This is a genomic window from Falsiruegeria mediterranea M17, from assembly GCF_900302455.1.
Taxonomy (GTDB): Bacteria; Pseudomonadota; Alphaproteobacteria; order Rhodobacterales; family Rhodobacteraceae; genus Falsiruegeria; species Falsiruegeria mediterranea.
This window is the reverse complement of the sequence record NZ_ONZG01000004.1, coordinates 255,440-280,026: the sequence shown is the minus strand read 5'-3', so window position 1 is coordinate 280,026 and position 24,587 is coordinate 255,440. Positions and strand designations below refer to the sequence as shown.

Genomic DNA, 24,587 nt, shown 5'->3' with positions numbered 1-24,587 from the left:
CGGGCGCAGCTGATCGTCCAGAATGTAGACGGTGTTGTTGGGTGTTGGCGTCCGATGGACAGCACCGGCTTGTCGGGCGCGTGCGGCTCGGCGGTGTTGATGATCGTCGTCTCGGTCGGCCCACATGAGTTGTAGAAAGTGCAGAAGGACGACCATGTATCAGCCAGTGGGCGCGGACAGGGCTCACCTGCAACTGCGGCAACCTTGACCTGTTGGCACCGGCTCGCGTCCAGCGAATTCAGGATCGAAGGCGTGGCGATGAGCACGTCGACCGTCTCGGCCGTCTCTTGGATGGATTTGCCCCTGATCACCAAAGTTGCACCGTTGGACAGGGCCCCCAGCGTTTCCCACGCGGCCATGTCAAAAGCGATGGACAGGATCTGCCCCACCCGCATCTCCGGCGCCATGCCCAAATCGCCCGGAGCCGTCAGCAGGATGTTGGCCAGATTGCCATGCGTCACCTGAAGGCCGTTGGGCACGCCCGTGGTGCCAGAGGTGAACAGGATCATCGCCAGGTCCTGCGGCGTGGCCCGGTACCGGGACAGTTCCGGGCCGGGCGCGTCCAGCATCGGATCGAACATGACCGTGTCGATGGTGATCAGGGTCTGATGCGGCTCGACCGGGATCTGATCGGCCAACGGGGTCAGGCTCAAGATCACCTTGGCACCGGTGACATCTGCGATGTGGCGCAGCATTTCTGCCGGAGCCACGCCGACATGCTGGGGCACATAGGCGGCACCCAGCTTCATCGCCGCCACAATGCCCACCACCATTTCAACCGATCGGTGAAGGTACAGACAAACCGCGTCCCCACGTCCGACCCCATGGGCCGCAAGCACAGCGGCCAACCGGTTCGACGCGTCGTCAAGGGCCCGGTAGGTCAAGGCATGCCCAGCGCATTCTACCGCCACCAGATCCGCGTTTGCCTGCATCTGATGACGCATCGCATCGGCGATTGTGGCATGGCGCGGGGCAACCATCGCCCCCCAACCGAAGGAAAGGAACCGGGCCTGGTCCTGTGGACTTAGCCGTGACAGGCCGGTCAACTGCCCCGGCCCGGTGTCTGGTTGGCCGAGCGGTTCGAACTCTTTCAAATAATCAATCGCAACATCTTGCATGACGCTCTCCCTTTGGTTGACGGATCACGTCCAATTGATAATGGGTATTTTTCCCATTAATATTCACAAAACCTCACAGCTGCGTCACGAAACCGTTGAATGTGTAAACAGAATATTAATGATAGGACGATCCGAACCCCGTAGAGCGAGCCGATGCCGACGCCAGATCCCAAAGCCCCCTTCGAAGCTGCTCTGGCCGCCTTGCTTGAACCTTTGGCGCGGGCCATGCTGGCCAATGGCGTTACCGTTGCCGCAGCGACCGAAGCGCTCAAGCAAGCCCTTCTGACGGCTGCGGAAACTGATGCTGACGCGCCACTGAGCGACAGTCGGGTCAGCCTGCTGACAGGCCTGCACCGCAAGGATGTCAAAAGGCTTAGGTCGGCCCCGCTCGAGATGCCCCAAAAGCGGCGCTCCGGCGCTGCGGCACAGGTTATCAGCCACTGGGCGACCTCACCGGAATATCAGGACGCCAGCGGCGCGCCCCGCGACCTGGCGCGAAAACCCGAGGGCGATCACCCTGGTTTTGACGACCTGATCCGACGCGCCCACATCGACATGGCTCCGGGTACCGTGCTGAGCACTCTTCTCGACCAAGGGATCGTCGCCGAAACGCCAGACGGCAAGTTTCGCCTGCTGACCCATGCTTTTTTGCCCGCTGCCGGGTCGCAAGAACAGGTTGCCGCCTATCAGGCGACCCTGTCAGCCCATCTTGAGGCGGCAACGCAAAACCTGATCGCGCGCGAAGGCGACGCGCGCAATTTTGATCGCGCCGTACGCTACTCTCATCTTTCCGAGGCCTCGGTCATCAAGTTGGAAGCTCTGGCGAGTGCGAAGGCTCAGAAAGTCCTTCAGGATATCAATGCCGAAGCGCGCGCTTTGCAGGAATCCGACCGCGAGGCGGATGCCGAAAACCGCTTTGTCTTGGGCAGTTACATCCTGGTCTCCCCTCGCCCCGACAAAGAGGACTGATTCCGTGATCCTGCGCGCACTTCTGTTTGGTCTGCTGCTGGCCGCCTCATCCCAGGTCTTGGCCAAGGACGAGGATGATCGCGAAGGTGGGATTATCGGAACGGGTATCGTCGGCACCATCACTGAGCTTGGCAGCATCGTCGTGAACGGACACCGGATCACGTTGGACGACGATATGCCCGTCGCGGGATCGGCTCCTGATATTGAGGCAAAGGATCTGATCCCGGGCCTGACTGTCGCCGTTGTCGTCACCCAAGGCGACGAGGCGTGGCAGGCGCTTCATGTTCGACAGGTATTGCCACTGATTGGCCCGGTGACTGCAATTGAATCCGACCACGTCATTGTTTTGGGCACCCGTGTCAGAATCGGCCAACTGGGTATCAAGGTGCGGTTGGGTGATTGGATCGCGGTCAGCGGGTTGTGGCGCGGCGACCACGTCGAGGCGTCGCATATCGCGCAACTGCCAAGCGCCGAGCAAAAAGCCCAGATCAGCGGGACCTATCTGGGAACGGATGCTCAGGGCCATCCTGTTGTCGGCAACACAATCATCACCGGGATTGTGCCGCAGCATCTTTCCGTGGGCGATGTCGTCAGGGTCGACGGTGAGGCGATTGCGGGTGGCATTCAGGCGTCACAACTGGAAAAGGGACTGTTTGATAATCCGGTCAGCATCGTTCAAATCGAAGGCTACCATTCTCCGCCGCAACCCGATGGGCTTTACACGGTTTTGGGCAGCGGGTTGGTGGCTTACACCCAGACGCCGGGCATGATCTTACAATCCGAGCGCGTGATCGCTTGTGGTTCAAATGGATTGCTTGGGTCTTCCAACCTGTCGACACCTGATTCCGAAATCAGCGGCAGGTTAGGGTGCAGTCCCTGACGTTACCCTCTCGTGTAAACTCTCGGACTGCACCATCAGGCAAAGCCGAAATCACGTCTACCGCGGACGAATTGATCGCGTTGCTTGCGTATGTTGAAGGCCAAACGCGCGTGTCGTCAACTGCAGATCGTTCATGGCGGCAATGTCGCTTGGAAGGCCGCCCGCCGCCCCAAAATTGTCGGCCCAAGGAACAGGAACTGCTGTGCCTCGGGGTCGGCGGGCTCATTTGCCGCGCGCCTTGTGACGAGCAACCCGTTTGACTGTCATCAGGCAACGCGGTAACTCATGAGTATCCTTAGATGTTTTCAGAGGTAGATCAGACAACGATGCAGATCATCTTTCACACCGGCGCACATGCAACGGATGATGAACGCCTGCTGAAATGCATGTTGTACAACAAGGAAGCCTTTGGAAAGCGCGGCATAGCCGTTCCAGGTCCTGGAAAGTACCGCAGCCTGTTCAAAGACGCCTTTGCCGCCATGGAAACGGTCGCCCCATCCGAAGATGCACGCGATGTCTTGATCGATGCCATTCTGGATGACGAGGTGGCAGACCGACTTTTGTTGTCGAACGCCCATTTCTTCGGCTCGCAGCGCTTTGTGCTGGACGGGGACACGTTGTACCCACTGGCCGATGTTCGGGTTCGACAATTGCGCGAACTGTTCAAGTTCGACCAACTTGAAATCTACATGGCAATCCGCAACCCGGCGACATTTGTTCCAGCAGCTCTGAGTACAGCTGCTCCGTCGCGGATCCGAGAGATTACGGCTTCCATCAATCCACTCAATCTTCGTTGGTCGGAGGTGTTTCAGCGGATGCGCACTGCCGCCCCGGATGTGCCGATCACCGTCTGGTGCAACGAGGACACGCCGTTGCTTTGGGGCCAGATCATGCGAGAGTTCGCGGGCCTTGAACATGGAACCAAAATGACCGGCGGCTTTTCTCTGCTGTCGGACATCATGAGCAACGAAGGCATGACCCGCTTTCGCACCTATCTGCACCAGCACCCAGAACTGACCGAGATGCAAAAGCGTCGTGTCATAGCGGCGTTTCTGGACAAATACGCCATCGACGACGAGGTCGAAGAAGAACTGGACCTGCCAGGTTGGACGGCTGAGTTGGTGGACGAGTTGACCGACATTTATGACGAGGATGTCTTTGCCATTCAGCGCATCCCCGGCGTAACCCTGATTGCCCCCTGATTGCCGGGTCTCGTTGTGTTGCGCCCTGCCCTTGAATCCATTTGGAGACGCTTGCCATATTTGAAGTGGCAACCCGGCAAAGGAGCAGAACGGACGATGACCGCCCCACGACGGAACATACTGGGCCTCATACTGGCCGGTGCTGCTTTCGTTGGGGTACCCGATCACGCAAGTGCCGAGACCGTCACCGTCTTTGCGGCCGCCAGCCTCAAACCCGCTCTGGACGAGATCGCCAAAACCTATGAGGCCGAGAGCGGACAGCAGATTAATCTGTCTTATGCCGGCAGCTCGGCTCTGGCGCGTCAAATACAACATGGCGCACCGGCGCAGTTGTTTCTGTCGGCCAATACCGCCTGGATGGACGCCCTAGAGGCCGATGGTCTCATAGCAGAAGACAGCCGCCATAATCTGATAACCAATCGGCTGGCTTTGATTTCTTCCGTGGACAACCCTGTGTCCCTTGCCTTGGAACCCGGCGCCCCACTTTCAGAGGCCTTGGGGGATGGCCGATTGGCGATCGCCTTGGTGCGGGCAGTGCCTGCCGGGATTTATGGCAGACAAGCGCTGGAGCATTTGGGACTGTGGGCCGAGGTGCAAACCCGATTGGCGCAGACCGACAACGTGACGGCTGCGCTGCGTCTGGTTGGCATCGGAGAGGCCCCCATGGGTGTTGTCTATGTCACGGATGCTGCAGCCAGCGACTGGGTAAGGCTCGTAGGTCTTTTTCCGCAAGAATCGCATACCCCAATTGTCTACCCCGTGGCCCTGATGCGCGAAGGGGACACGTCCGAAGCACGCGCGTTTCTGGATCATCTAAGCTCACAACAAGCTGATTCCGTCTTTCAAGCACATGGGTTTGGCCTGGCCGAGGATGCGCCATAATGGACTGGTTTGGCCAAGAGGAATGGCAGGCCGTCATACTGTCGCTGAAGGTGTCGGTTTGGGCCGTTCTACTCAGTCTGCCTCTTGGCATCCTTACGGCCTATGCCCTTGCGCGATGGCAGTTTCGCGGCCATCAACTCCTTAACGGTTTGGTCCATCTGCCGTTGATCCTTCCACCGGTTGTCACCGGCTATTTGCTGTTGCTGACCTTCGGGCGGCGTGGGTTGGCTGGTGCATGGTTGGAAGAGACCTTTGGCTTGGTTCTTGCTTTTCGGTGGACTGGCGCCGTTCTTGCAGCTGCGATCATGGCCTTTCCATTGATGGTGCGGGCCATCAGATTGGCGATCGAGGCCGTGGATCCCAAGCTTGAACAGGCGGCCTCGACCTTGGGCGCCTCGCGCTTTGCGGTTTTTACCACCGTCACCCTGCCCCTTATTTTGCCTGGTGTGATCACCGGCGTCGTGCTGGCTTTTGCCAAAGCGATGGGAGAGTTCGGCGCAACCATCACATTTGTCTCGAACATTCCCGGACAGACACAGACGTTGCCGTCAGCGATTTACACGTTCTTGCAGGTTCCCGGTGGCGAGGGGCCCGCCCTTCGGTTGGTTATCGTGTCGATCATCGTCGCCATGGGGGCGCTTGTGGCGTCAGAACTGCTGGCACGCCGAGCCAGGAAACGGGTGTCCGGCGTATGAGCTTGTGTGTCGCGATCCAGCATCAACTGGCGGATTTCACGCTGGACGTGAGTTTCGAGGCCCCCCGTGGCATCACCGCCCTGTTCGGCGCGTCTGGAACAGGCAAGACCAGCATCATCAACGCTGTCTCCGGGCTTTTGCGTCCCGATCAGGGGCGCATCATTTTGGATGGCGAGCCGATCTTTGACACCGCAATGAAGATCGACATCCCCCCACACAAACGCCGACTGGGCTATGTTTTTCAGGATGGCCGCCTGTTTCCGCATCTCTCGGTTCGCCGTAACCTGCTCTATGGAGCGCGCTACGCTCACCCCGAGGCCCAAGGTCCCGGCTTTGACGAAGTTGTCGCACTTCTCGGTATCGCCCCCCTGCTCGACCGCAATCCCGGACTGTTGTCAGGCGGCGAAAAGCAGCGCGTAGCCATAGGCCGGGCCCTTTTGTCACGTCCCCGAATGCTGTTGATGGACGAACCCCTGGCCGCGCTGGACAGCGCACGAAAAGAAGAGATCCTGCCGTTTCTGGAACAGCTGCGCGAGCACACGGATATCCCGACACTCTACGTCAGTCATTCGGTCGCCGAGGTGGCTCGTCTGGCCACATCCGTGGTGATGCTTGACAACGGTAAGGTGACCCGGGCGGGCCCGGCAGAACAGGTTCTGTCTGACCCGGCAACGGCACGGCAATTTGGCCTGCGCGAGGCCGGTTCGATTCTGCCAGCGACCGTTCAGACCCATCACCCGGATGGGTTGACGGAACTTAGTGTGTCGGGCGGACGCCTGTTTTTGCCAAAGATCGACCAGCCTAAAGGCAGTTCAACCCGCGTGCGCATCCTTGCACATGACATCATGATCTCGCGAAACTACCCCAAAGATATCTCGGCTTTGAACATTTTGCCGGGCGAGATCACTTCGATCCGGCAAGGCACCGGTCCGGGCATGATCCTTCAAATCAAAAGCGGGGATGACTTTCTGCTTGCACGCATCACGCGCCGCTCAGCCGAAGCCATGTCACTGAAACCCGGCGCGCATGTGCACGCCGTCATCAAGGCCGTGGCTGTGGCACGTGTCGATGTCGCCACGCGCTAGTTGCGGATCAATTGCCCACGCCCCCTGTCGCGGAACAGCTAACAGAATGGAGATAGATAGCCGTGAACGCTCAAGTGTCGCGGAAGGCCCTGTCGAAATAATTTTGAATAGGACGAAGCACGTAATTGAGCGGCGTGCGGCTTTCGGTGGACATGTAAGCTTCGACTGGCATGCCGGGCAGCAACTCTTTGTCGCCCAGTTTTTGCACCTCGTCGTCCAACAAACGAACCTTGACTTCATAGTAGTGTTTCTTCGTAAGCGGATCCGCAATTACATCGGCAGATATGCTGCCAACTTCGCCCAGAATGACAGGCGTCTCGCGGCGATTGAACGATTTGAACTTTAGTGATGCGGGCTGACCGACATAAATCTGGTCAATATCGGCGGCGATGACCCTGACCCCGATCCTGACAGGGTCATCGTCAGGCACGATCATCATCAGCGGCTTTGCCGCAACCACAACGGAACGACGCCCCTGAACCTGAGAATCGTGGATTTTTCCATTGATTGGCGCGCGGATCTCGAGCCTGGAAAGGTCGGCCATCAGGCTGAACCGTTTTTCGATGAATCGTGTCCGCAGTGGGCGCAGCTTGCTGAGAGCTTCTTCAGCTTTTTCATAGGCCGTCGGGATAATCGCCAAGCGCTTCAGATGGAGCTCGGATACCTTCCCCTTCAGTCCGGCAATCTGAGCGGTAAATCGCCCGACATCTCCGCGCACGGAAACATCCAGGCGCTGCAGTCGAAACAGCTCGGACAGCTTTATCAGTTTCCGTTCAGCCAGTTCCTGAGCATTCTGAATTTCGCGGTTCAGAAACTCCTGTTCGTCAATCTTGGCGGCAAGCTGTGCTTCGACCCCTGCAATTTCCGACTGCACCTGCACGATCTGCTCGTCCAAAAGTTCGATCCCCGCATCAAGGGCTTGAAAATACGCCGTCAGCTGCTTTTGTTGCCGGTCCAACATCATTTGAACCTCAGGCCGCTCCGCCAGTTCATCTGTCAGCAATGCCGGAGGCGTCAATTCGCGATTGCCGTCAAGAATGGCCTCAAGTCGGGCTATGCTTGCCAGGACCTCGAACAGTTCGATTTCTGTCACATTGAGATCGGATTCGATCTGTCGGCTGTCCAGTTTGACCAATAGATCACCCGCCTGCACCTGATCGCCATTTTGGGCTTCGATCGCCTCGACAACCCCGCCGATCGGATGTTGAACTGCCGTCATCGATGTTGAGACCTCGACCACGCCGGATCCGACTACCGCACCGGTAATGTCGACCCTTGTCGACCAGACCATGACCCCGAGAACAAGTACGACGAAAGACATAACCGCAATCAACAACGGGCGTCCCGTACTCCAAGTGCTTCGATTTCGATCTGTACCCTTCATGTTCTCACCGCTGCACCGTCTTGTCCGTTCGCACCTCGGGTGCACTCTTGTCGCTGACCACCGAGATCTTGGCTTTCTTGTTTTGATCCCCGGCAACAGCGGCCGAGCCCATCGACGAGACCTTCACATTCTGCGACTGGCTCTTCACCGAGACCGACTTCACCTCGGTCAAACGTCCATCCTCAAGGTTATATCGACGGTTGGTATACGGCAGATCCAGCGATTGGCGGGACAGGAGGATGATTGTGACATTGTCACGCTTCATCAAGGTCGAGAACGTGGCCTGTAGTTTCCTTGGGATGCGGATCAGCATCTCGGCATCCAGGCTGTCGATAATAAGGATGCGCGGCGAGTGATAGAAGGCCCGGGCCAGAGCAAGCTGATTGCGCTCAAACGTTGACAGGCAACTGGCCTGTGCATCGATCATCGTGTTGTATCCGTCAGGCAACGCGCAAATGGCGGCGTGCATGCGTGCCCTGCGGGCAGCCAGCCCGACCTGATCAGGGTTGGGATCCGGATCGAGGCCGCCAATGTTTTCTTCCAGCGTTCCGGCCACGAATGTCGGGGCTTCCGGCACGTATCCTAGAAGCTTTCCAGCTTCGTCATCTGTCAGTCTTGATGCATGCCGCCCATCAATCAGTATTGTGCCCGCCGAAGGGGACCACATTCCCAATATCGTCTCGGCCAGCACTGTCTTGCCCTGGCTCGATGCGCCGGTGATCTCGATGAACTCTCCGGCACTTGCGGAAAGTGATACGGATCGCAGGATCAGGTTTCCGGTAAGCGGCGATCTGACGGAAACATTGTCCAGTATCAACCGCTTGGGTGAGGCCGCCTGCTCGGCGTAGTTGTCAGACATCTCCGCAGCCCGCTTGAGCAGGATCTGTTGCAGCCGTCGCCATTGATCCCGTGCTTGGAACATATTCGGAAGATTGCCGAAGAACCTGTCCACAGGGCCCAGAACGCGCGTCACCATGAAGGTCGCCGCCACCATGGCGCCAACGGTCAATTCACCTTGCAAGGTCAGGTATGCGCCCGTCGCCAGCACGGAATAGCGGATGACCATCACCACAATCTTGGACATGCTGGTAAACCAGGCGGTCCAATCCTTGAGCTGGATGGCGTTATCACGCGACGTATCCCGAGCCGATTTCCAGCGGTTCTTGAACCCCGGTCCCATATTCTGCGACCGGACTGTGGCCCGCGACGCGATCAGAATATTCTTGAGCCCGGTAATCTGCCCCGACGCTGCCTGGGCACGTTCTCTGCGGCCGCCAACAAAAGCCTGTTGGACCAATACCAGCAAAATGATCACACCGATGCCCGACACACACACCCAACCCAACGTCGGATGCAGCACAAAGACAACCGCCAGAAACATCGGTGTCCAGATGAAATCAAAAATGGAGATCAGGGTGCCAGAGTGAAAGAAAGATCGCAGTCCATCGACTTCGTCCAGACCAAGGCTCGGTTTGGCCCGGTTATGCCGGAACAGCTGGTGGCGGCTGGAATGTTCCAGCAGGGTGTCTTCCATCTGTTCCTGAAACTGTGCCCCAAATCTGGCCAGCATGCGTTTGCGGGCGTAGTCGAGCGTCCCGAGCGCCGCCAGAAGCACCAGAACCAGACCAAACAGCGCCACCAACGTCTCGACCGACCTGGATGTCAGAACGCGATCATAGATCAAAAGCATGAACATTGGCCCGGCCAGCCGGAGCACGTTCACGGCAAAACTGATCACGAACGCGGAGCTGAGAACCATCCACCACGTCTGACAGCCTTGCGTGCTGCGCCTTCAAGGGCCTTAGCAGATTTCATCGTGTCACTCCCAGCCCGTGCTGACAGTGTGCCACATCTGCGAAACAATTCAAAATGACGAGATCGCCATATGGGCCTCGCACATGTGAACACACCTTGGTTTGCCAGCCCTGGTTACTTTGCTTTGACCTGATTTAGGTTGAAGCTGATGATGATCCGGTTGGCCGCCTCGCCGCTTTCTTCGGTCATGTTCGTGTCGACGGAATGGTACAGCCAACTGGGGAATATGATCATGCGACCTGGCACCGGTTTGAAACGAACCTTGGTCCAACACTCCTTGGGGCGTTTCTTGTTGGGCTGATACTTGGCCTGATTCATCAAGTGAACCGTGCGCGGCTCGACAAATTCGATGTTGCCGCATTTCTCAGGTGCCTGAATATAATACACACCACTCCACAAGCACCCGGGATGTACGTGCGCCTTGTTTGCGCTGCGCGGCGGGTTGATGATTGACCACATCGTGCCAATCCGCAGATTGTGAGTTTCGGCATAACCCAGATTTTCCGAAAGCTTGTCCGTGGCATTGTTAATCAAGCCCACCAGTTCTGCATAATCCTCGGATTTGTGCAGATTGTTGTGGCTATGCCCCCCCCAATGCCGGAATGTTCGACCGGCTAATCCACTTTTGGTCGCGTTCGCGCTCGCCGTGGATATTGTTGAGTAGCGTCTCGTTCAGCTTTTCCGGGTTCGGCAAGTCGATCTGAAAGATCATTGTCGGAAAATACGCGCGCCGTACGAAACTAAAGTCTTCGTCCTTCATATCACTACAGTCCGTTCAAATAGCATTAGTTTGACTTCAAAAAAAAACCATCTTGTGCCCCTCGCGGCACATGGAACATACCATATACCAAGAATAATGCATGCATCCGAGTGTCTCTTCAAGTCTCGCGCATAGGATTGGACACCTCAAACAGCGCTGAAAGCACATGATAGACAGCCTGTATCCCTCTTGGCAAAGCACCAGTTTCACTTCAGGTTGTTGATATGGCACGTGACACGTATTCAAAGATGATTGGCAAGATGACCCCTGCCTTCTTGAATCACCTGGTGCGCTTGCGGCCAGCCGATCCCGAAGCAACGCTCGCAGCTGTTCCAAACCAGATCGCGCGCATCCAACACCCCCAGCCGCCCTGCAGTCCTCTACAAATGCAAACCAGCCCGCCAAGGGGCTGTGCCTCAAGCCTTTGACCGCAACTGGTCAGTCAACGATGGCCGACTGGCTGGAACTTCACGGTCTGACCGCAGACGGTTGCGTCAAGCTCTTGGCCGATCAATGTCCCGGCCCCGCCATCCGCGCCATGCAGCCAACTGCGATCTCTTTCACGGGCGCCGAGCTTTGGGACATGATCGCTCGGGTGCTCGCTGCGGACCTCCCCGAACTCGCTCCCGCCATAGAGAAAGTGCGCGCTACGACCGTTTCGGAGTTCGCGCCGGACAAGGCAAAATTCCTCAGGCCCTTTACCATTCACGACATCGGTGGCGGCCGCATCTACGTTTCTTGCCCCTGCGACGGGACAACAGCGGATATTCTGCGGCTCGCACATGAGTATGGCCATGCAATCCAGATAACGGCATCGAAAATGCACAGCATGTTGCCGGTTCTGCGCGAGCTTTGCGCGTATGTTCGCGAGAGCCTGATCGCCCAAAGCGCGGCCTGGGAAACAAGGCACCGTACCCGCCCGCAGATGGATCTGATCCGTTCAAGCATCTATCGCGATCTCGGACCGCTTTCCGCCAAGTTAAAAGAGAGTTTGGCAGACAACGATGTCCAGTATGACTATGACTGGAATTATCCAATTGCCCGGCGCCTGGCATTGAACCTCTTGGCCACACGCCAACAAAACACGCTTGCTGCTCAGTTTCTTGGTGAGGTCCCCCTATCGGCCCTGACCACTTGAGCTTCCAACATACGGCGGGTCCGGCACCGTATCCACCGGTGAAATGTATACTGTCGCATCCCGAACTTCCTCCATTGATAGCACCCACATAGAACCCTTGGCTGCATTCAGGATCGATGGAAGCGCCCTAAGGTTGGCGTCGGCTCTGTGTTACCGTCAAATCACCGGATTCCTTGTTGACAGAGTGGCAGTCAGTGCGGACCATGATAACCATATTTTTTCCAGCTTCGGATCGTGGCGCCAAATGGCATCACTTTGATCCTCTACAAAAAACCACGGGACCATTACGGTCGCACATTTTCAGATACTGCAATGCGCGCACATTTTCGGCGTGCTCTGCCGGTTGGTCGGCCTCCCGTGAACAACGCAATCCCTTTGTCCGCACCTGTGTGTGCGCTCGAGACAAGTTGACTTGGAGATACCAAATGACTGCCATTAACACATCCGCCATCCCGACCGCCGAAGACCTGCAAACCCTGATCGATGACTTGCTTCAATCGCAAGCCCTCATGGCACCTGTCAGCTTCTCCAATGACTTTGTCGATGGGGATGAAGGCAACGAGGATGATGAAGGCAACGAAGGCAACGAAAACGACGAGGACGACGAGGGCGACGAATTCGACGAAAACAACGAGGGCGACGAGGACGACGAAGGTAACGAAGGCAACGAGTCCGACGAGGACGATGAAGAAGATGAAGACAACGAAGGCAACGAAGGCAACGAAGGTGACGAAGGCGGCGTAGACGACGAAGACAACGAAGGCGACGAAGACGACGAAGCCGACGAAGACAACGAAGGCGACGAAGGCGACGAAGGCGACGAAGACGACGAAGGTGACGAAGAGAACGAAGGTGACGAAAACAACGAAGCCGACGAAAACAACGAAAACGACGAAGACAACGAAGACGACGAAGGTGACGAAGCCGACGAAAACGACGAAGGCAACGAAGGCAACGAAGGCGACCCTGACGACGGTGACGAAGGCGACGAAGAAGACGAAAACGACGAAGGCGACGAAGACGACGAGGGTGACGAAGCGCTCTGATCGTTTCCTGGACGACCTCGTCCCAATATGATTTAACGCCGCCCCCAATTCTTGAATTTGAATTGGGGGCGGTGTTGTATTTTAAGAGAGATGGTTGTCGGTTTTCTGATGACGCCGCCCGCAGGCCAAGCAAGTCCTACAGCTTGGAACAGGCTACATTTCGGTTTTTGTCAAATTGCTGGTGTTGAGCGCGCTATTCGCTGGCTCTTGGCAACCAGATCCAGTCAGGACCAGACAAGATCCTTGGCGATCCGCATCGCATCAACGCTGTGTCGATCCTGGCCGTTGAGAAGAAAAAGCCCAAGCGTTCAACGCCTCAGATTAATCAAGCCAGCCAGAAACGAAGGTTGGAATGTGGCAACCCGTTCACAAACGGAACGTGCCAGCCGACTGTCATTCTTTGGGAACTTGGTTCTTTCAAGTGGCCGTTGGGGGGCGACGGCCACTCATTTGGACAAACCTGTGGTGCGAGATCGGGCGGTTGCGTGGTCAGCCGGGGCATCGCTGTCACTGACCGCGCCCCAACCAACCATCTATTTCCAAGCAGAGCCCAAGCGCGTAGACTCGGTGCGCGTTTGTCCTGCCGCAATCCGCTTGAACAGGTGATGACCCGTATTCAGGTCATGCCCAGCGCTTCTTTGTACATCTCCAGCACCGCTTCTTCTTCGGCGATGTCGTCCTTGTCACGCTTGCGCAGCGCGATGACCTTGCGCATCACCTTGGTGTCGTAGCCACGAGCCTTGGCTTCGGCCATCACCTCTTTCTGCTGCTCGGCAATGTCCTTTTTCTCGGCCTCCAACCGCTCCATCCGCTCGACGAACTGGCGCAATTCTCCTGCGGTCACGCGATAATTGGCTTCGGCCTGGGACTCTTCCATGTTCACTTCTCCGTCGATGTGCAATTTGAGGCGTCACGCGGGATACATCGCCCCCGGCCCTGCCGCAAGCACACATTGCCCCTGTCGCGGTCTGGGTTGCGCAAAAGGCGCCAATCCGCTAACCGCAACGCCGAAACTGACAACGATAGGTGCACCATGTTCGAATTGATTGTCTGGGGCGGCGCAGCTCTTTCGCTGGCCGGGCTTGTCGGCCTGATCTGGTGCATTCTGCGCGTGAACAAGGCGCGCAAAGCGGGCCTGAGCGATGATGAATTGCGCGCCGCTGTTCAAAGCGTGCTGCCATGGAACCTGGGCTCGCTGTTTCTGTCGGTTCTGGGCCTCATGATGGTGATCATGGGCATTTCGCTGGGCTGACGCGCCCCTTAGATCGGCATGTTGTCGAAACGGGCCTCGATCGCTTCGTCACACAGCGCCGCATCCAACTGCTTGAGCCGGGCCGGGACATGCGTCCCATTGGCGCGCAGGTTTGCGATCACCTTGCTCAGCTTGGGTTGCAGTTCCAGCCGCAAGGATTGATTGGCCCCGTCCAAACGCGCCTCTATCGTTTCGGCTTGTTGCAGAAGTTCTTGATCTGACATTTTCGTCCTCCCCTATAAGTTGAATAGACCAGATTCGGGTAACAGAAATGCAAAACCGGCCAAATTTTGACCATGCATGCCCGTTTGCCCAATTCCACAGCACGCCCAGGTGATTTGGCCCGCTTATGTGGCAATGCTAACATCCCCTCAATCCAGCCACCTTGACCCACCTCAAGTGAAGCTGCGCAAGGATGCGGCAAAACCCTATTGAAACACATTCCACAACCAATATATGATAACTGTAGAAATCGCGGGGAGAGATCAATGACACCATTCGTGAAGGCCTTTTTCGACCAGGCGACATTCACCGTGTCCTACCTGGTGCGCGAGCCCGAAGGGCGGGCCTGTGCCATCATCGACAGCGTGCTCGACTATGATCAGGCCGCAGGGCGGACGGACACGTCGTCGGCGGATGAAATCATTCGCTATGTGCGTGACAATGACCTCAAGACGGAATGGTTGCTGGAAAGCCATGTGCACGCCGACCACCTGTCTGCCGCGCCCTATTTGCAGGAACAGCTGGGCGGTAAGATCGGCATCAGTCGCAACATCACGGTCGTGCAGGACACATTCGGCAAAGTGTTCAACGAAGGCACCGAGTTTCAGCGCGACGGCAGCCAGTTCGACAAGCTGTTTACCCAAGGCGACAGTTTCCACATCGGCCAGATGCGCGGCGACGTGTTGGAAACGCCCGGACACACACCCGCGTGCCTGACCTATGTGATCGAGGATGCAGCATTTGTCGGTGATACGCTGTTCATGCCCGACTTCGGCACCGCGCGATGCGATTTCCCGGGCGGGTCATCCGAAACGCTCTACCAGTCGATCCAAAAGATCCTGACATTGCCCGACGACACGCGGATCTTTGTGGGTCATGACTACAAGGCACCGGGCCGCGATGAATTTGCCTGGGAAACCACGGTGGGCGAGCAGAAGGCCCTGAACATCCACATCGGTCAAGGTCGACCAATCGAAGAGTTTGTGGAAATGCGCGACGCCCGCGATGCGACGCTGGCGATGCCGCGTCTGATCCTGCCGTCGCTGCAAGTTAATATGCGCGGCGGTCGGATGCCCGAGCCAGATGAGCAGGGGGACGTCTTCCTCAAGGTGCCGATCAACAAACTTTGATCGATCACGAAACGCGCGAACACTAGGGAGATGACAATGCCAATGGATTGGATATGGGGGCTGATCGGCGGGCTGCTGATCGGTACCGGCGGTGCGGTTCTGTTGCTGGGCAACGGCCGTGTCATGGGAGCGAGTGGAATTCTGGGCGGCCTTGTGGACCGTTCCGGCTGGGGCACAGCCGCTGAACGGGCCGCTTTTGTGATTGGTGTGATTGCGACACCCCTGCTTATGCTCCAGATCCTGGGGCTTGAGGCGGACACGCACCTGACCTCAAACTGGTTTGCGGTGATCGCCGCCGGCCTGCTGGTGGGCGCGGGCACCCGAATCGCCAATGGCTGCACCTCGGGTCACGGGGTCTGTGGCATTTCGCGCTTTTCGTTGCGAGGTATCGTTGCGACGGTGTTCTATATCCTGGCAGGCGGGCTAACGCTGGTTCTGTTCCGTCACATTCTGGGGGTGATCTGATGCGAATTCTGATTTCCCTTTTGTCAGGGTCTCTCTTCGGCGCTGGTCTCTTGCTGTCGGGCATGACCGATACAACCAAGGTCCAAGGCTGGCTTGATGTGTTTGGAGCATGGGATCCTACACTGGCCTTTGTCATGGGTGGCGCGATCCTGCCAATGCTTGTGGCCTGGCAGCTGACCACACGTGGCGCACCTTTGACCGGGGGGGCCTTTCCCGATTTGCCGCGCCCGGAATTGGATCATCGCCTGATCACAGGCTCTGTTCTTTTTGGCATGGGCTGGGGACTCGCGGGCCTTTGCCCCGGCCCTGCGATGGCCTCTTTGACGTTTGGCGGCACGGGCGGCCTGATCTTTCTGCTTTCGATGCTGGCCGGTATGAGTTTTGCACCAAAACTCGGCTCGCAACTGGACAGACTCGCTGCTGCCACCTAAGGAATAGCCATGGATATTCGACCGATCACCGACCGCTATTCCGTCTCGCCGCAAATCTCGGTTGAGGACGTCCCAGCCATTGCCGAGGCAGGCTATACCAAAGTCATCTGTAACCGTCCGAATGCCGAAGTGCCGCCAAGCCATCAGGCGGATGCCATCGAACAGGCCGTGCGTGCAGCCGGGATGGAATTCGAAGTTCTGGAACTGACCCACCAGACCATGTCTCAGGACAACGTGGCCCGTCAGCGCGAGATGGCTGAATGCGGTTCGGGTAAGGTACTGGCCTATTGCGCGTCCGGCACACGCTGTTCCGTGGTTTGGGCCTTGGGCCAATGCCAGGACCTGGCCCCGGACGAAATCTTGTCCAAAACTTCGGCCGCGGGCTACCAGCTTGACGGGTTACGTCCAACGCTTGAGCAGCTGCGCAAGGGCTGAGGCTTTACCCGGCCGGATCCAATTCGTCTGATCCCGCAGGCAAACCTGCAAGCTCCGAGATTTCGGCAACGGCCTGCTCGGGGCTGAGATGGGCAAAGTTCTGTTCGACTTCAGCGACCGGCGGAACAGCTCTAGCCGAACCGCTGTCCAATGTATCGGCCGCAATCTCTACACTCGATGTGTGCTCGATGATGTCTGGATCAACCAAAGTCAGAGCGGTCGCGTCCGGTGTCCCGTGCTCGGAGAACCCGGCATCCGGGTTGGGTGGCTCAAGTTCCGGCAAGCGTTCGTTCAGGCGCAAGGCGCGCATGCCACGGCACTGCCCCAACCGAGCAACGGCAATTCGCTGACCTTCGATCGTCAGCACCTCGGTCTTGTCCAGTTTGTCGCCGATCAAGGGCAGCAGATCCCCGGGCTGCATCCCCGCAAAGGCCGCAAGCGGCAGTTGCACGCGCGAGATGACCGCCGTGAGCTCGGCCCGCATGACACCAAAGCTCTTTTCCAGCCCCGACATTTCGCCAAGACCATCCGGGGCCGCCTCCTTGGGCTCGGGTTGATCGGGCAGGATCAGGGTGATCTGCCCTTGTGCCACGCCACCGCCGATCTCGACCGTCAGGTCGAACAGGCGGAAACTTTCATATTCCATCGAAAGGATCAGGTTGCGCCGATCATCCGTCCGCGCCGCAAATTGGTACCCATCCAGACACAGGCGATCCACAGGGGCTTCGCTCAGGTCCTTTGCCCGGGGTAAAAACGCATCGACAAGCGGGGCAATCATGGCCGCATCGGTTCCGGTGAACGGGCGCTCGTTGCCCGAAACGGCAAAAACCGTGCCCATCGTCTGTTGCTGTATGACCGAGGTCACGCAGACCCGGTCGAAACAGGCCCCGCCCAGCAAACCATCTGGTCCGGACAACAGGACATACAGGCGATCTTGCGGCACCGTATCCTGCAACCCATCCTGCGAGCGCCTGCATTGCGTTGCCCCAATCACCGTCATGGACAAGTCCAGCGTGTCCGCTGCGGCGCGCGCCAGCCCCAACCGCATTGCGCGCAGGATCGACCGAGGAGCGCCCTGCCCTTCGTCACGCGCCACTGCCAGTTTGCGCTGAATTACTGAATCTGTGTCCGCCTCTGGTGGCATAAGCCCTGACCTGCCTTGTCGGTCCATTCGTCCCCTAACGGTCTAACCGGCAGGTGGTTACGAATGTCTTTACGCCCCCTCATTGAGCCGCAAGTTGATACCCCGAGGGAAAGCTGACCCGGAACGCCGCGCCCTGATGGCCGTTCAGATAAATGATGTCACCGCCAAGGCGTTGCATGATCTCGCGACAGATGGCCAGCCCCAGCCCCGCCCCGCCGGCCCGCTCGGCGCTGACGCGGGCGAATTTCTCGAACACCAGCTTGCGGGAATCACGTGGGATGCCGCTGCCGTTGTCGATCATATCGACAACCACCTTGCCGCCGACCTCGTGCACGCGGATCGACAGTTCCGGCGCGGTCGCGTCACAGTATTTGCGCGCGTTGGCGATCAGGTTGATGAACACCTGGGTCAGTCGGTCCAGATCCGAATGCACCGGAATGCGTTCGTTTGTTTCATTCCGCAGGATGCGCATCTCGCGCGATGCCCCGGTCATGGCCGTGGACACAGCCCGGTCCAAAACCTCGGCCAGCATTCCCTCGCCCATGTTCAGGTTCACCTGCCCGTTTTCAAGCACGCTGAGATCCAGCAGGTCGTCCAAAAGTCGCGTCAGCCGCAGCGCCTCGTCATGAATGATCGTGGCATATCGGGTCTGCTCGTCGGGCTGCAGCCCTTCGGTGTCGCGCAGAATTTCCGAGAACGCCCGGATCGAGGTCATAGGCGTGCGCAATTCATGGCTCACCTGGCTCAGGAAATTATCCTTTTGCAGCGAGATCTGTGTCAGCTTCTCGTTGGCTTCGCGCAGCTGGTGCGCGGTGCGGCTGAGCTCATCCGACTTCGCCTCAAGCTGGCTGGAGTATTCCAGCAACTGCGCCGATTCATCGGCCACGGCCAGCAGATCCTCGACCGAGACGGACGAGCCACCCACGATCTGACCGATCATCGCATGCGCCGTGGCGGCCCCTACAGACCCCGCCAACTCGCGTTCAAGCCGCTGCAAGAACATCGGCGTGGGTTCGGGCAAATGCCCGCGCCCACCCTGGCGCTGTGCCTCGGCATGAAAGAACACCTGCGCCTCGCGCGCGCCCAGGATGCGCTGCGACATGATCATCAGATCCTCGCTTTGGGCCACGGATCCGACCCAGCCACGCGGACCGGCAGAATGTTCAAACACATTGACGAATTGCGCCGCCTGCAACCGCTCGATTGGGCTGGGAAAGCCAAAGAGTGATACGACACAAAAAGCAGCAGCGTTAAGCGACAGGCTCCACATCACCGAATGCACCATCGGGTCCAACCCGTCGATGCCAAAAAGCGCCTGCGGCTTGAGCCAGCTCAAACCAAAGAGGCCGTTTTCCATCACCACAGCAGGCATCACCTCGCCCCCGATGCCAGGCAACAGCAGGGTATAAAGCCACAAGACAAAGCCAACCGTCAGCCCGGCCAAGGCACCGGTGCGCGTGGCCCCGCGCCAGAACAATCCGCCCACCAGAGCCGGCAGGATCTGAGCGATCCCGGCAAAGGCGATCAGGCCGATGGCCGCCAAAGCCGCACCACCACCCGACAAGCGATAATAGAAATAGCCAAGCGCCATGATCACGGCGATGGACACGCGGCGCGCCAGCAAAACGACGGACCGCACGTCACCCGACACCGACGCCCCCGAGCCCCGCGAACTGAGCCAGATCGGCATCACGATGTGGTTCGACACCATGGTCGACAGGGCCATGGCCGCCACAATCACCATCGACGTGGCCGAAGAAAACCCACCCAGAAACGACAGCATCGCCAGGCCCTGCTGTCCCTGAGACAGCGGTACAGTCAAAACGAACAGGTCCGGGTTCGCCCCTTCGGGCATCAGATCGAGCCCCACGACTGCGATGGGAATCACAAAGAGGCTCATAAGAAGCAGATAGAGGGGGAAAGCCCAAGCGGCGGTGCGCAGGTGCCGCTCGTCATCGTTTTCGACCACCATCACCTGAAACATGCGCGGCAGGCAGACAAAGGCTGCTGCCGCCAGAAAGGTGATCGTTGCCCACCGACCTCGGTCGATGTTCCATTGCCCGATCTCGGACGCGTCGATGCGGGCCATGGTGTCGGTGACACCACCAGCAACGCCCCAGACCACAAAGATCCCCACGGCCAACAGGGCGATCAGCTTGACCACCGCCTCGATCGCCACAGCCGTGACAACGCCGTGGTGGCGTTCGTTGGCGTCCAGGTTGCGGGTGCCGAACAGAATGGCAAAAACCGCTAGCCCCGCCGCAACCCAGAACACGCTGGCAATTTCGTTGTAGGAATTGTTGGGGTCAGCCTCGGCAAAAATCGAAAACGACAGCGTGATCGACTGCAATTGCAGCGCTATGTAGGGCGTCACGCTGATGACGGCGAGAATGGTCACGCAAATCGCCAGCGTGTTCGACTTGCCATAGCGCGACGAAATCAGGTCCGCGATCGAGGTGACGCGCTGACTGCGCCCGACTCGCACCAACTTTCGCAGGCCCCACCACCACCCGATCATCACCAGGGTCGGGCCGACATAGATGGTCACAAACTCCAGCCCCGACCGCGCGGCGTACCCGACAGCGCCATAAAACGTCCAAGCTGTACAATAGATCGAAAGCGACAGCGTATAGATCAACGGCGAACGCAACCAGGTGCTGCGCCCCGTGGCCGCCAGTCTGTCAGCGGCAAAGGCCACGAGAAACAGCAGGGCCACATAGCCCAGGCACACCAACACAAGTACATTGAGCGAGGCCATCAGTCGGGCTCCGGTCCTGGCACATCCGAGCTGCGGCCCAAACGGCGGGCGCCGTATCCGAACAGGGCGGCCAGAACGATCAGTCCGGCCCAGACCCCAAAGATATAGATGATGGCGGACGACAGGCTATAGGGCGCTTCGGTCTCTGATGTGCCCGACCACAAGAGCGGAACGGCAAACAGCCCTGCCCCGATCAGCGGCAGTAATCGTGCCGCATCCATCAGACGGCGTCTGCGATAGCCCTGGCGTTCCAAAAACACCGGTGGATGAGAGACCTGACCGGGGTCGCCGGGGTCGATCTCCGGCTCGGCGCTCATGTCTGTGTGGCCTGAGCGTGCAGATCCCGCACGGCTGTCAGCACTTCGGAGTTGGAAAACGGCTTGGTCATGAAGCGGCTGACGCCCGCCTTTTCAGCCAAATCCCGGTCGCGGGATTGACCACGCGCAGTCAGCATCAACACCGGCAACCCCTGCAAATCGTCACGCGCGCGCAGTTCCGTCAGGATCTCCATCCCGCTTTTGCCCGGTAACATCACATCCAGAATGACCAGATCCGGCTTGGCAGAACTGATCACCTCGACCGCGTCTGTGCCGTCGGCGTGGGTTTCGACTTCCCACCCGTCGCGGATCAACAGAAAACGGATTGCTTCGGTGATGTTCGGTTCATCCTCGACCAACATTACGCGTCGGCTCATGCTTGCCCTTCCTCCCCAAAAAAGGCTCGGGGGATTGCCCCCGTCGCTGCGGCTTTGTTCAACTTAGCGCCGCCGTCACGGAACTGTCAAAACCCTTGTGACAGAATAGAGGGTTCGCGGCGCGCGCCACAGGCGTCACGGGGACACACACGGCAGCTGCTGCCAACAGGTTGCGCGTCCTCGCCCCCGGTCTGCGCCGTCGGCACTGGCAGGATCAACATGATCGAGCGGTACACCGGATCGCGGTCAAAGCCCGGCATCTCTTGCGGCCAGGACACTGCAAGGCAGTCGAACTCGCCCGCCGTGCGCCCCAATTGCGACACCCGCCTGCGGATCGGCACCAACGGTCGGTTCAGCGCGGTGAAGAGCGGCCACAGCGGGCAGCTCTCGCCATAGCGCGGCAACGCAAATCCGGGGATCGACTTGCGAAACAGAATGCTGCCGGACGCATCACAGACCACCAGCCCCACGTCCTGAGGCAGCGCCCCCTGCGGCAGGCTGGCAAGGCGACGGAACACGGCTGGCATGTCCACGTGAAATTCGCGCGACAGGGTCAGCGGGTCGATCCCGTGCCGTTCCACAGCTGCCATGAAATCGGCCAAGGGCATGGCGCGTGCATCAGCCAGATAGATGCCCAGCATCTCGCGCGCGATGGTTTGTGCGGCCGAGGACGACAACCCGCTCAGCTTCTGATCCCCAACGGCGCCTCCGGCCTCGAGCGCGGGGAAGTGATGGCCTTGTGCCGCGATAAAGGCCTCGGCCTCTTCCAGCGGGACGCCGCGCCGCTCTTCGCTGCTGTCGCTTTCATCCAGATAGGTCACCAGCGCCTTGGAGCTTTCAGCCAGACGCTCGGCATCCTGATTGATGTTGCGGTGAAACCGGTCGCGCCACTCCGGCTCCAGCTCTCCGGTTTCGGCAAGGATCGACGCCGTGGAACGGATCGCGGCAGCAGTTGACAGAACTTCGTGCAACGAGGCCGCAAGATGCGGGTCGTGTGTCAGGCGGTCCGACAGTGTTTCAACCGTCCGCTCCAGCCCTCCGGCGCGGCGATGCTCTTGCGCCAGAACCTCTGCCCAACCCGGAAAACGGCCTGCGAACTCTTCGGCCCGGTCCACCTCGGCGGCGACGGCACCGGCATCTGCTGCCGCCTCTTTAAGCGTGGCAATCAACGCCGCCTCGGCCCCTTCGGTCAGCATCGAGGGTTCGACACCCAGTTCTGTGGCGATATCCACCAGCAACTTGCCGCCGATTCTGCGTCTGTTGTGCTCGATGAGGTTGAGATATGAGGCCGAAATCCCCACTTGTCGTGCAAGATCGGCCTGCCGCAGACCCGCAATCATCCTGCGTTCGCGTATGCGGCTGCCAGTCAGGGTGTCACGCACCATGTTCGCCCCCAAGATATTATGTTGCCTTATCAACGGCTTTCTGCGGTGCGTCGTAATGTTATTTACACAAAGCGCCACATTCCTGTGTATGAATTTACAGAATTATTGCGCAAAATAAAGGGCTTATTGCGCAATTTTCCAACCCCGCCCCATAATTGATTTGCACAGATGTGCCTGCGCCATGCGGAAGAGGAGCCGCCCGGTGCAAATCACGAAATGGGAGGAATGAATGACCAAATCTGATGTCACACGTCGTGGCGTGCTGAAATCCGGTGCCGTTGCGGGCGCTGGTGTTGCACTACCGACGATCTTTACCGCCTCGTCTGCGGCTGCTTACACCAACGAACCCACAGGCGGTTCTGTCACCCTGGGCTTCAACGTGCCGCAAACCGGTCCTTATGCGGACGAAGGCAATGATGAATTGCTGGCGCAGCAGCTCGCGGTCGAGCACCTGAACGGCGAAGGCGACAGCGGCTGCCTGAACACCTTCACCTCGAAGGCGCTCAAGGGCAACGGCATCCTGGGCAAGAAAGTCGAGTTCGTCACCGGCGACACCCAGACTAAATCGGACGCAGCCCGCGCATCGGCCAAGTCGATGATCGAAAAAGACGGCGCTATCATGATCAACGGCGGCTCGTCCTCGGGCGTGGCTGTTGCGGTTCAGGGTCTGTGCCAAGAAGCTGGTGTCATCTTCATGGCGGGTCTCACACACGCCAACGACACCACCGGCAAAGACAAGAAGGCCAACGGCTTCCGCCACTTCTTCAACGCCTACATGTCGGGTGCCGCACTGGCACCGGTGCTGGCAGCAGAAATGGGCAAGGAGCGCCGCGCCTATCACCTGACCGCCGACTACAACTGGGGCTGGACCCAGGAAGAGTCGATTGTGGCCTCGACCGAAGCCATGGGCTGGGAGACCGTCAACACGGTGAAAACCCCGCTGGCCTCGACCGACTTCTCGTCCTACATCGCGCCGGTTCTGAACTCGGGAGCGGACGTGCTGGTTCTGAACCACTACGGCGGCAACATGGTCAACTCGCTGACCAACGCGATCCAGTTCGGCCTGCTCGACAAGGTCGTGAACAACAAGGACTTCAAGATCGTTGTTCCGCTCTATTCGGAACTGATGGCCGCTGGTGCGGGTGAAAACATCAAAGGCGTTCTGGGCTCGATGAACTGGAACTGGCAGCTGCAGGACGAAGGCACCAAAGCATTCGTCAAGTCGTTCGGCGAGAAATACGGCAAGCCGCCGTCAAACTCGGCTCAGACCTGCTATGCACAGGTTCTGCTTTATGCTGACGCATGTGAGCGTGCGGGCACCTTCAACCCCTGTGGTGTTGCCGAAGCTCTGGAAGGCTTTGAGTTCGATGGTTTGGGCAACGGCAAGACGCTGTATCGTGCCGACGACCACCAGTGCTTCAAGGATGTGCTGGTTGTGCGCGGGGCCCTGAACCCGACCAACGCCTATGACACGCTGGAAATCGTCGAAGTGACGCCGGTTGAGCAGGTTACCTATGCGCCTGATCACCCGATGTTCGCCGGTGGCGACTTGGGCAAGTGCAATCCGGGCGCATAAGGTTCGCATGTGCGCCTGACGGTAGAACCCTGCCCCCTGAGCAGGGTTCCGCCACCCCCGGACCGAGGAAGGGGAGAGCCCCGGTCCGGGGGAAAATACATAAGCCATAACCGGCCAACCC

The 24,587-nt window shown here is 58.7% G+C and carries 25 protein-coding genes and 1 pseudogene; 14 read left to right on the top strand and 12 right to left on the bottom strand.

Going from position 1 to position 24,587, the window contains the following annotated elements:
* Positions 1 to 6 precede the first annotated feature (6 nt).
* Positions 7 to 932, bottom strand: a pseudogene (locus TRM7615_RS26220) (AMP-binding protein); the annotation flags it as partial.
* A 339-nt stretch (positions 933 to 1,271) separates the two neighbouring features.
* Here TRM7615_RS26220 and TRM7615_RS09870 point away from each other — a divergent pair.
* The 6 genes from TRM7615_RS09870 (at position 1,272) to modC (ending at position 6,831) form a co-directional block, all read left to right on the top strand.
* Positions 1,272 to 2,087, top strand: a complete 816-nt coding sequence (locus TRM7615_RS09870) for a DUF6502 family protein (protein WP_108786954.1) — start codon at positions 1,272 to 1,274, stop codon at positions 2,085 to 2,087.
* Positions 2,088 to 2,091: 4 nt separating this feature from the next.
* On the top strand, positions 2,092 to 2,967 hold the full coding sequence (locus TRM7615_RS09865) for a DUF5666 domain-containing protein (RefSeq protein WP_108786952.1): 876 nt from the start codon (positions 2,092 to 2,094) through the stop codon (positions 2,965 to 2,967).
* 299 nt (positions 2,968 to 3,266) lie between these two features.
* Positions 3,267 to 4,169, top strand: a complete 903-nt coding sequence (locus TRM7615_RS09860) for a hypothetical protein (protein WP_306417725.1) — start codon at positions 3,267 to 3,269, stop codon at positions 4,167 to 4,169.
* Between the two features lie 96 nt (positions 4,170 to 4,265).
* Complete coding sequence (gene modA / locus TRM7615_RS09855; RefSeq protein ID WP_108786948.1) at positions 4,266 to 5,051, top strand: molybdate ABC transporter substrate-binding protein; 786 nt, start codon at positions 4,266 to 4,268, stop codon at positions 5,049 to 5,051.
* Positions 5,051 to 5,746 carry a molybdate ABC transporter permease subunit gene (modB, locus tag TRM7615_RS09850; protein ID WP_108786946.1) on the top strand — a complete coding sequence of 232 codons (696 nt, stop codon included), beginning with the start codon at positions 5,051 to 5,053 and terminating at the stop codon, positions 5,744 to 5,746. Before modA ends, modB begins: the two co-directional genes overlap by 1 nt.
* Positions 5,743 to 6,831: a molybdenum ABC transporter ATP-binding protein gene (modC, locus tag TRM7615_RS09845; protein ID WP_108786945.1), complete on the top strand. Its 1,089-nt coding sequence runs from the start codon at positions 5,743 to 5,745 to the stop codon at positions 6,829 to 6,831. The genes modB and modC overlap by 4 nt, the downstream gene beginning before the upstream one ends.
* Before the next feature lie 70 nt (positions 6,832 to 6,901).
* Here the strand turns inward: modC and TRM7615_RS09840 are convergent, their stop codons facing one another.
* The 4 genes from TRM7615_RS09840 to TRM7615_RS25745 all read right to left on the bottom strand — a co-directional run bounded on the left by TRM7615_RS09840 (position 6,902) and on the right by TRM7615_RS25745 (position 10,790).
* Entirely contained in the window at positions 6,902 to 8,311 is a 1,410-nt protein-coding gene (locus TRM7615_RS09840) for an HlyD family type I secretion periplasmic adaptor subunit (protein WP_125133666.1), read from the bottom strand.
* A complete protein-coding gene (locus tag TRM7615_RS09835; protein ID WP_108786941.1) occupies positions 8,220 to 9,974 on the bottom strand; it encodes a type I secretion system permease/ATPase in 1,755 nt (584 codons plus the stop codon). The genes TRM7615_RS09840 and TRM7615_RS09835 overlap by 92 nt, the downstream gene beginning before the upstream one ends.
* Positions 9,975 to 10,144: 170 nt before the next feature.
* A complete protein-coding gene (locus tag TRM7615_RS09830; protein ID WP_235824056.1) occupies positions 10,145 to 10,570 on the bottom strand; it encodes a TIGR02466 family protein in 426 nt (141 codons plus the stop codon).
* A gap of 40 nt (positions 10,571 to 10,610) precedes the next feature.
* The gene (locus tag TRM7615_RS25745; protein WP_207775227.1) at positions 10,611 to 10,790 is read right to left on the bottom strand and encodes a 2OG-Fe(II) oxygenase family protein; all 180 of its coding nucleotides are present in this window, start codon (positions 10,788 to 10,790) and stop codon (positions 10,611 to 10,613) included.
* Positions 10,791 to 11,238: 448 nt separating this feature from the next.
* Here TRM7615_RS25745 and TRM7615_RS09825 point away from each other — a divergent pair, with 448 nt between their 5' ends.
* Positions 11,239 to 11,928 (top strand): hypothetical protein, encoded by a 690-nt coding sequence (locus TRM7615_RS09825; protein WP_108786939.1) that lies wholly within the window; start codon positions 11,239 to 11,241, stop codon positions 11,926 to 11,928.
* Positions 11,929 to 12,353: 425 nt separating this feature from the next.
* A complete protein-coding gene (locus tag TRM7615_RS25535; RefSeq protein WP_165821404.1) occupies positions 12,354 to 12,974 on the top strand; it encodes an AAA family ATPase in 621 nt (206 codons plus the stop codon).
* 616 nt (positions 12,975 to 13,590) lie between these two features.
* Here TRM7615_RS25535 and TRM7615_RS09810 read toward each other — a convergent pair.
* Positions 13,591 to 13,851 carry a DUF2312 domain-containing protein gene (locus TRM7615_RS09810; RefSeq protein WP_181893047.1) on the bottom strand — a complete coding sequence of 87 codons (261 nt, stop codon included), beginning with the start codon at positions 13,849 to 13,851 and terminating at the stop codon, positions 13,591 to 13,593.
* Positions 13,852 to 14,007: 156 nt separating this feature from the next.
* Between TRM7615_RS09810 and TRM7615_RS09805 the strand changes: the two genes are divergently transcribed.
* On the top strand, positions 14,008 to 14,226 hold the full coding sequence (locus tag TRM7615_RS09805; protein ID WP_108786933.1) for a hypothetical protein: 219 nt from the start codon (positions 14,008 to 14,010) through the stop codon (positions 14,224 to 14,226).
* An 8-nt stretch (positions 14,227 to 14,234) separates the two neighbouring features.
* Here TRM7615_RS09805 and TRM7615_RS09800 read toward each other — a convergent pair whose 3' ends face one another.
* The gene (locus tag TRM7615_RS09800) at positions 14,235 to 14,450 is read right to left on the bottom strand and encodes a hypothetical protein (protein WP_108786931.1); all 216 of its coding nucleotides are present in this window, start codon (positions 14,448 to 14,450) and stop codon (positions 14,235 to 14,237) included.
* A 264-nt stretch (positions 14,451 to 14,714) separates the two neighbouring features.
* Here TRM7615_RS09800 and TRM7615_RS09795 point away from each other — a divergent pair, with 264 nt between their 5' ends.
* Genes TRM7615_RS09795 through TRM7615_RS09780 form a run of 4 tightly spaced genes read left to right on the top strand, consistent with a single transcriptional unit; the run spans position 14,715 to position 16,909 of the window.
* Positions 14,715 to 15,578, top strand: a complete 864-nt coding sequence (locus TRM7615_RS09795; RefSeq protein ID WP_108786929.1) for an MBL fold metallo-hydrolase — start codon at positions 14,715 to 14,717, stop codon at positions 15,576 to 15,578.
* 36 nt (positions 15,579 to 15,614) lie between these two features.
* On the top strand, positions 15,615 to 16,043 hold the full coding sequence (locus TRM7615_RS09790) for a YeeE/YedE family protein (protein WP_108786927.1): 429 nt from the start codon (positions 15,615 to 15,617) through the stop codon (positions 16,041 to 16,043).
* Entirely contained in the window at positions 16,043 to 16,474 is a 432-nt protein-coding gene (locus TRM7615_RS09785; RefSeq protein ID WP_108786925.1) for a DUF6691 family protein, read from the top strand. Before TRM7615_RS09790 ends, TRM7615_RS09785 begins: the two co-directional genes overlap by 1 nt.
* Positions 16,475 to 16,483: 9 nt before the next feature.
* A complete protein-coding gene (locus TRM7615_RS09780; protein ID WP_108786923.1) occupies positions 16,484 to 16,909 on the top strand; it encodes a protein tyrosine phosphatase family protein in 426 nt (141 codons plus the stop codon).
* A 4-nt stretch (positions 16,910 to 16,913) separates the two neighbouring features.
* Here the strand turns inward: TRM7615_RS09780 and TRM7615_RS09775 are convergent, their stop codons facing one another.
* The 5 genes from TRM7615_RS09775 to TRM7615_RS09755 all read right to left on the bottom strand — a co-directional run bounded on the left by TRM7615_RS09775 (position 16,914) and on the right by TRM7615_RS09755 (position 22,890).
* Positions 16,914 to 18,053 (bottom strand): FliM/FliN family flagellar motor C-terminal domain-containing protein, encoded by a 1,140-nt coding sequence (locus TRM7615_RS09775; RefSeq protein ID WP_165821403.1) that lies wholly within the window; start codon positions 18,051 to 18,053, stop codon positions 16,914 to 16,916.
* Between the two features lie 79 nt (positions 18,054 to 18,132).
* Positions 18,133 to 20,811, bottom strand: a complete 2,679-nt coding sequence (locus TRM7615_RS09770; protein WP_108786919.1) for a sensor histidine kinase — start codon at positions 20,809 to 20,811, stop codon at positions 18,133 to 18,135.
* Positions 20,811 to 21,128 (bottom strand): hypothetical protein, encoded by a 318-nt coding sequence (locus TRM7615_RS09765; RefSeq protein ID WP_108786917.1) that lies wholly within the window; start codon positions 21,126 to 21,128, stop codon positions 20,811 to 20,813. Before TRM7615_RS09765 ends, TRM7615_RS09770 begins: the two co-directional genes overlap by 1 nt.
* Positions 21,125 to 21,505 (bottom strand): response regulator transcription factor, encoded by a 381-nt coding sequence (locus TRM7615_RS09760; RefSeq protein WP_085794854.1) that lies wholly within the window; start codon positions 21,503 to 21,505, stop codon positions 21,125 to 21,127. The genes TRM7615_RS09765 and TRM7615_RS09760 overlap by 4 nt, the downstream gene beginning before the upstream one ends.
* An 86-nt stretch (positions 21,506 to 21,591) precedes the next feature.
* On the bottom strand, positions 21,592 to 22,890 hold the full coding sequence (locus TRM7615_RS09755) for an XRE family transcriptional regulator (RefSeq protein ID WP_108786915.1): 1,299 nt from the start codon (positions 22,888 to 22,890) through the stop codon (positions 21,592 to 21,594).
* Positions 22,891 to 23,119: 229 nt separating this feature from the next.
* Here TRM7615_RS09755 and TRM7615_RS09750 point away from each other — a divergent pair, with 229 nt between their 5' ends.
* Positions 23,120 to 24,466 carry a substrate-binding protein gene (locus tag TRM7615_RS09750; protein WP_108786913.1) on the top strand — a complete coding sequence of 449 codons (1,347 nt, stop codon included), beginning with the start codon at positions 23,120 to 23,122 and terminating at the stop codon, positions 24,464 to 24,466.
* The last annotated feature ends 121 nt before the right edge of the window (positions 24,467 to 24,587 follow it).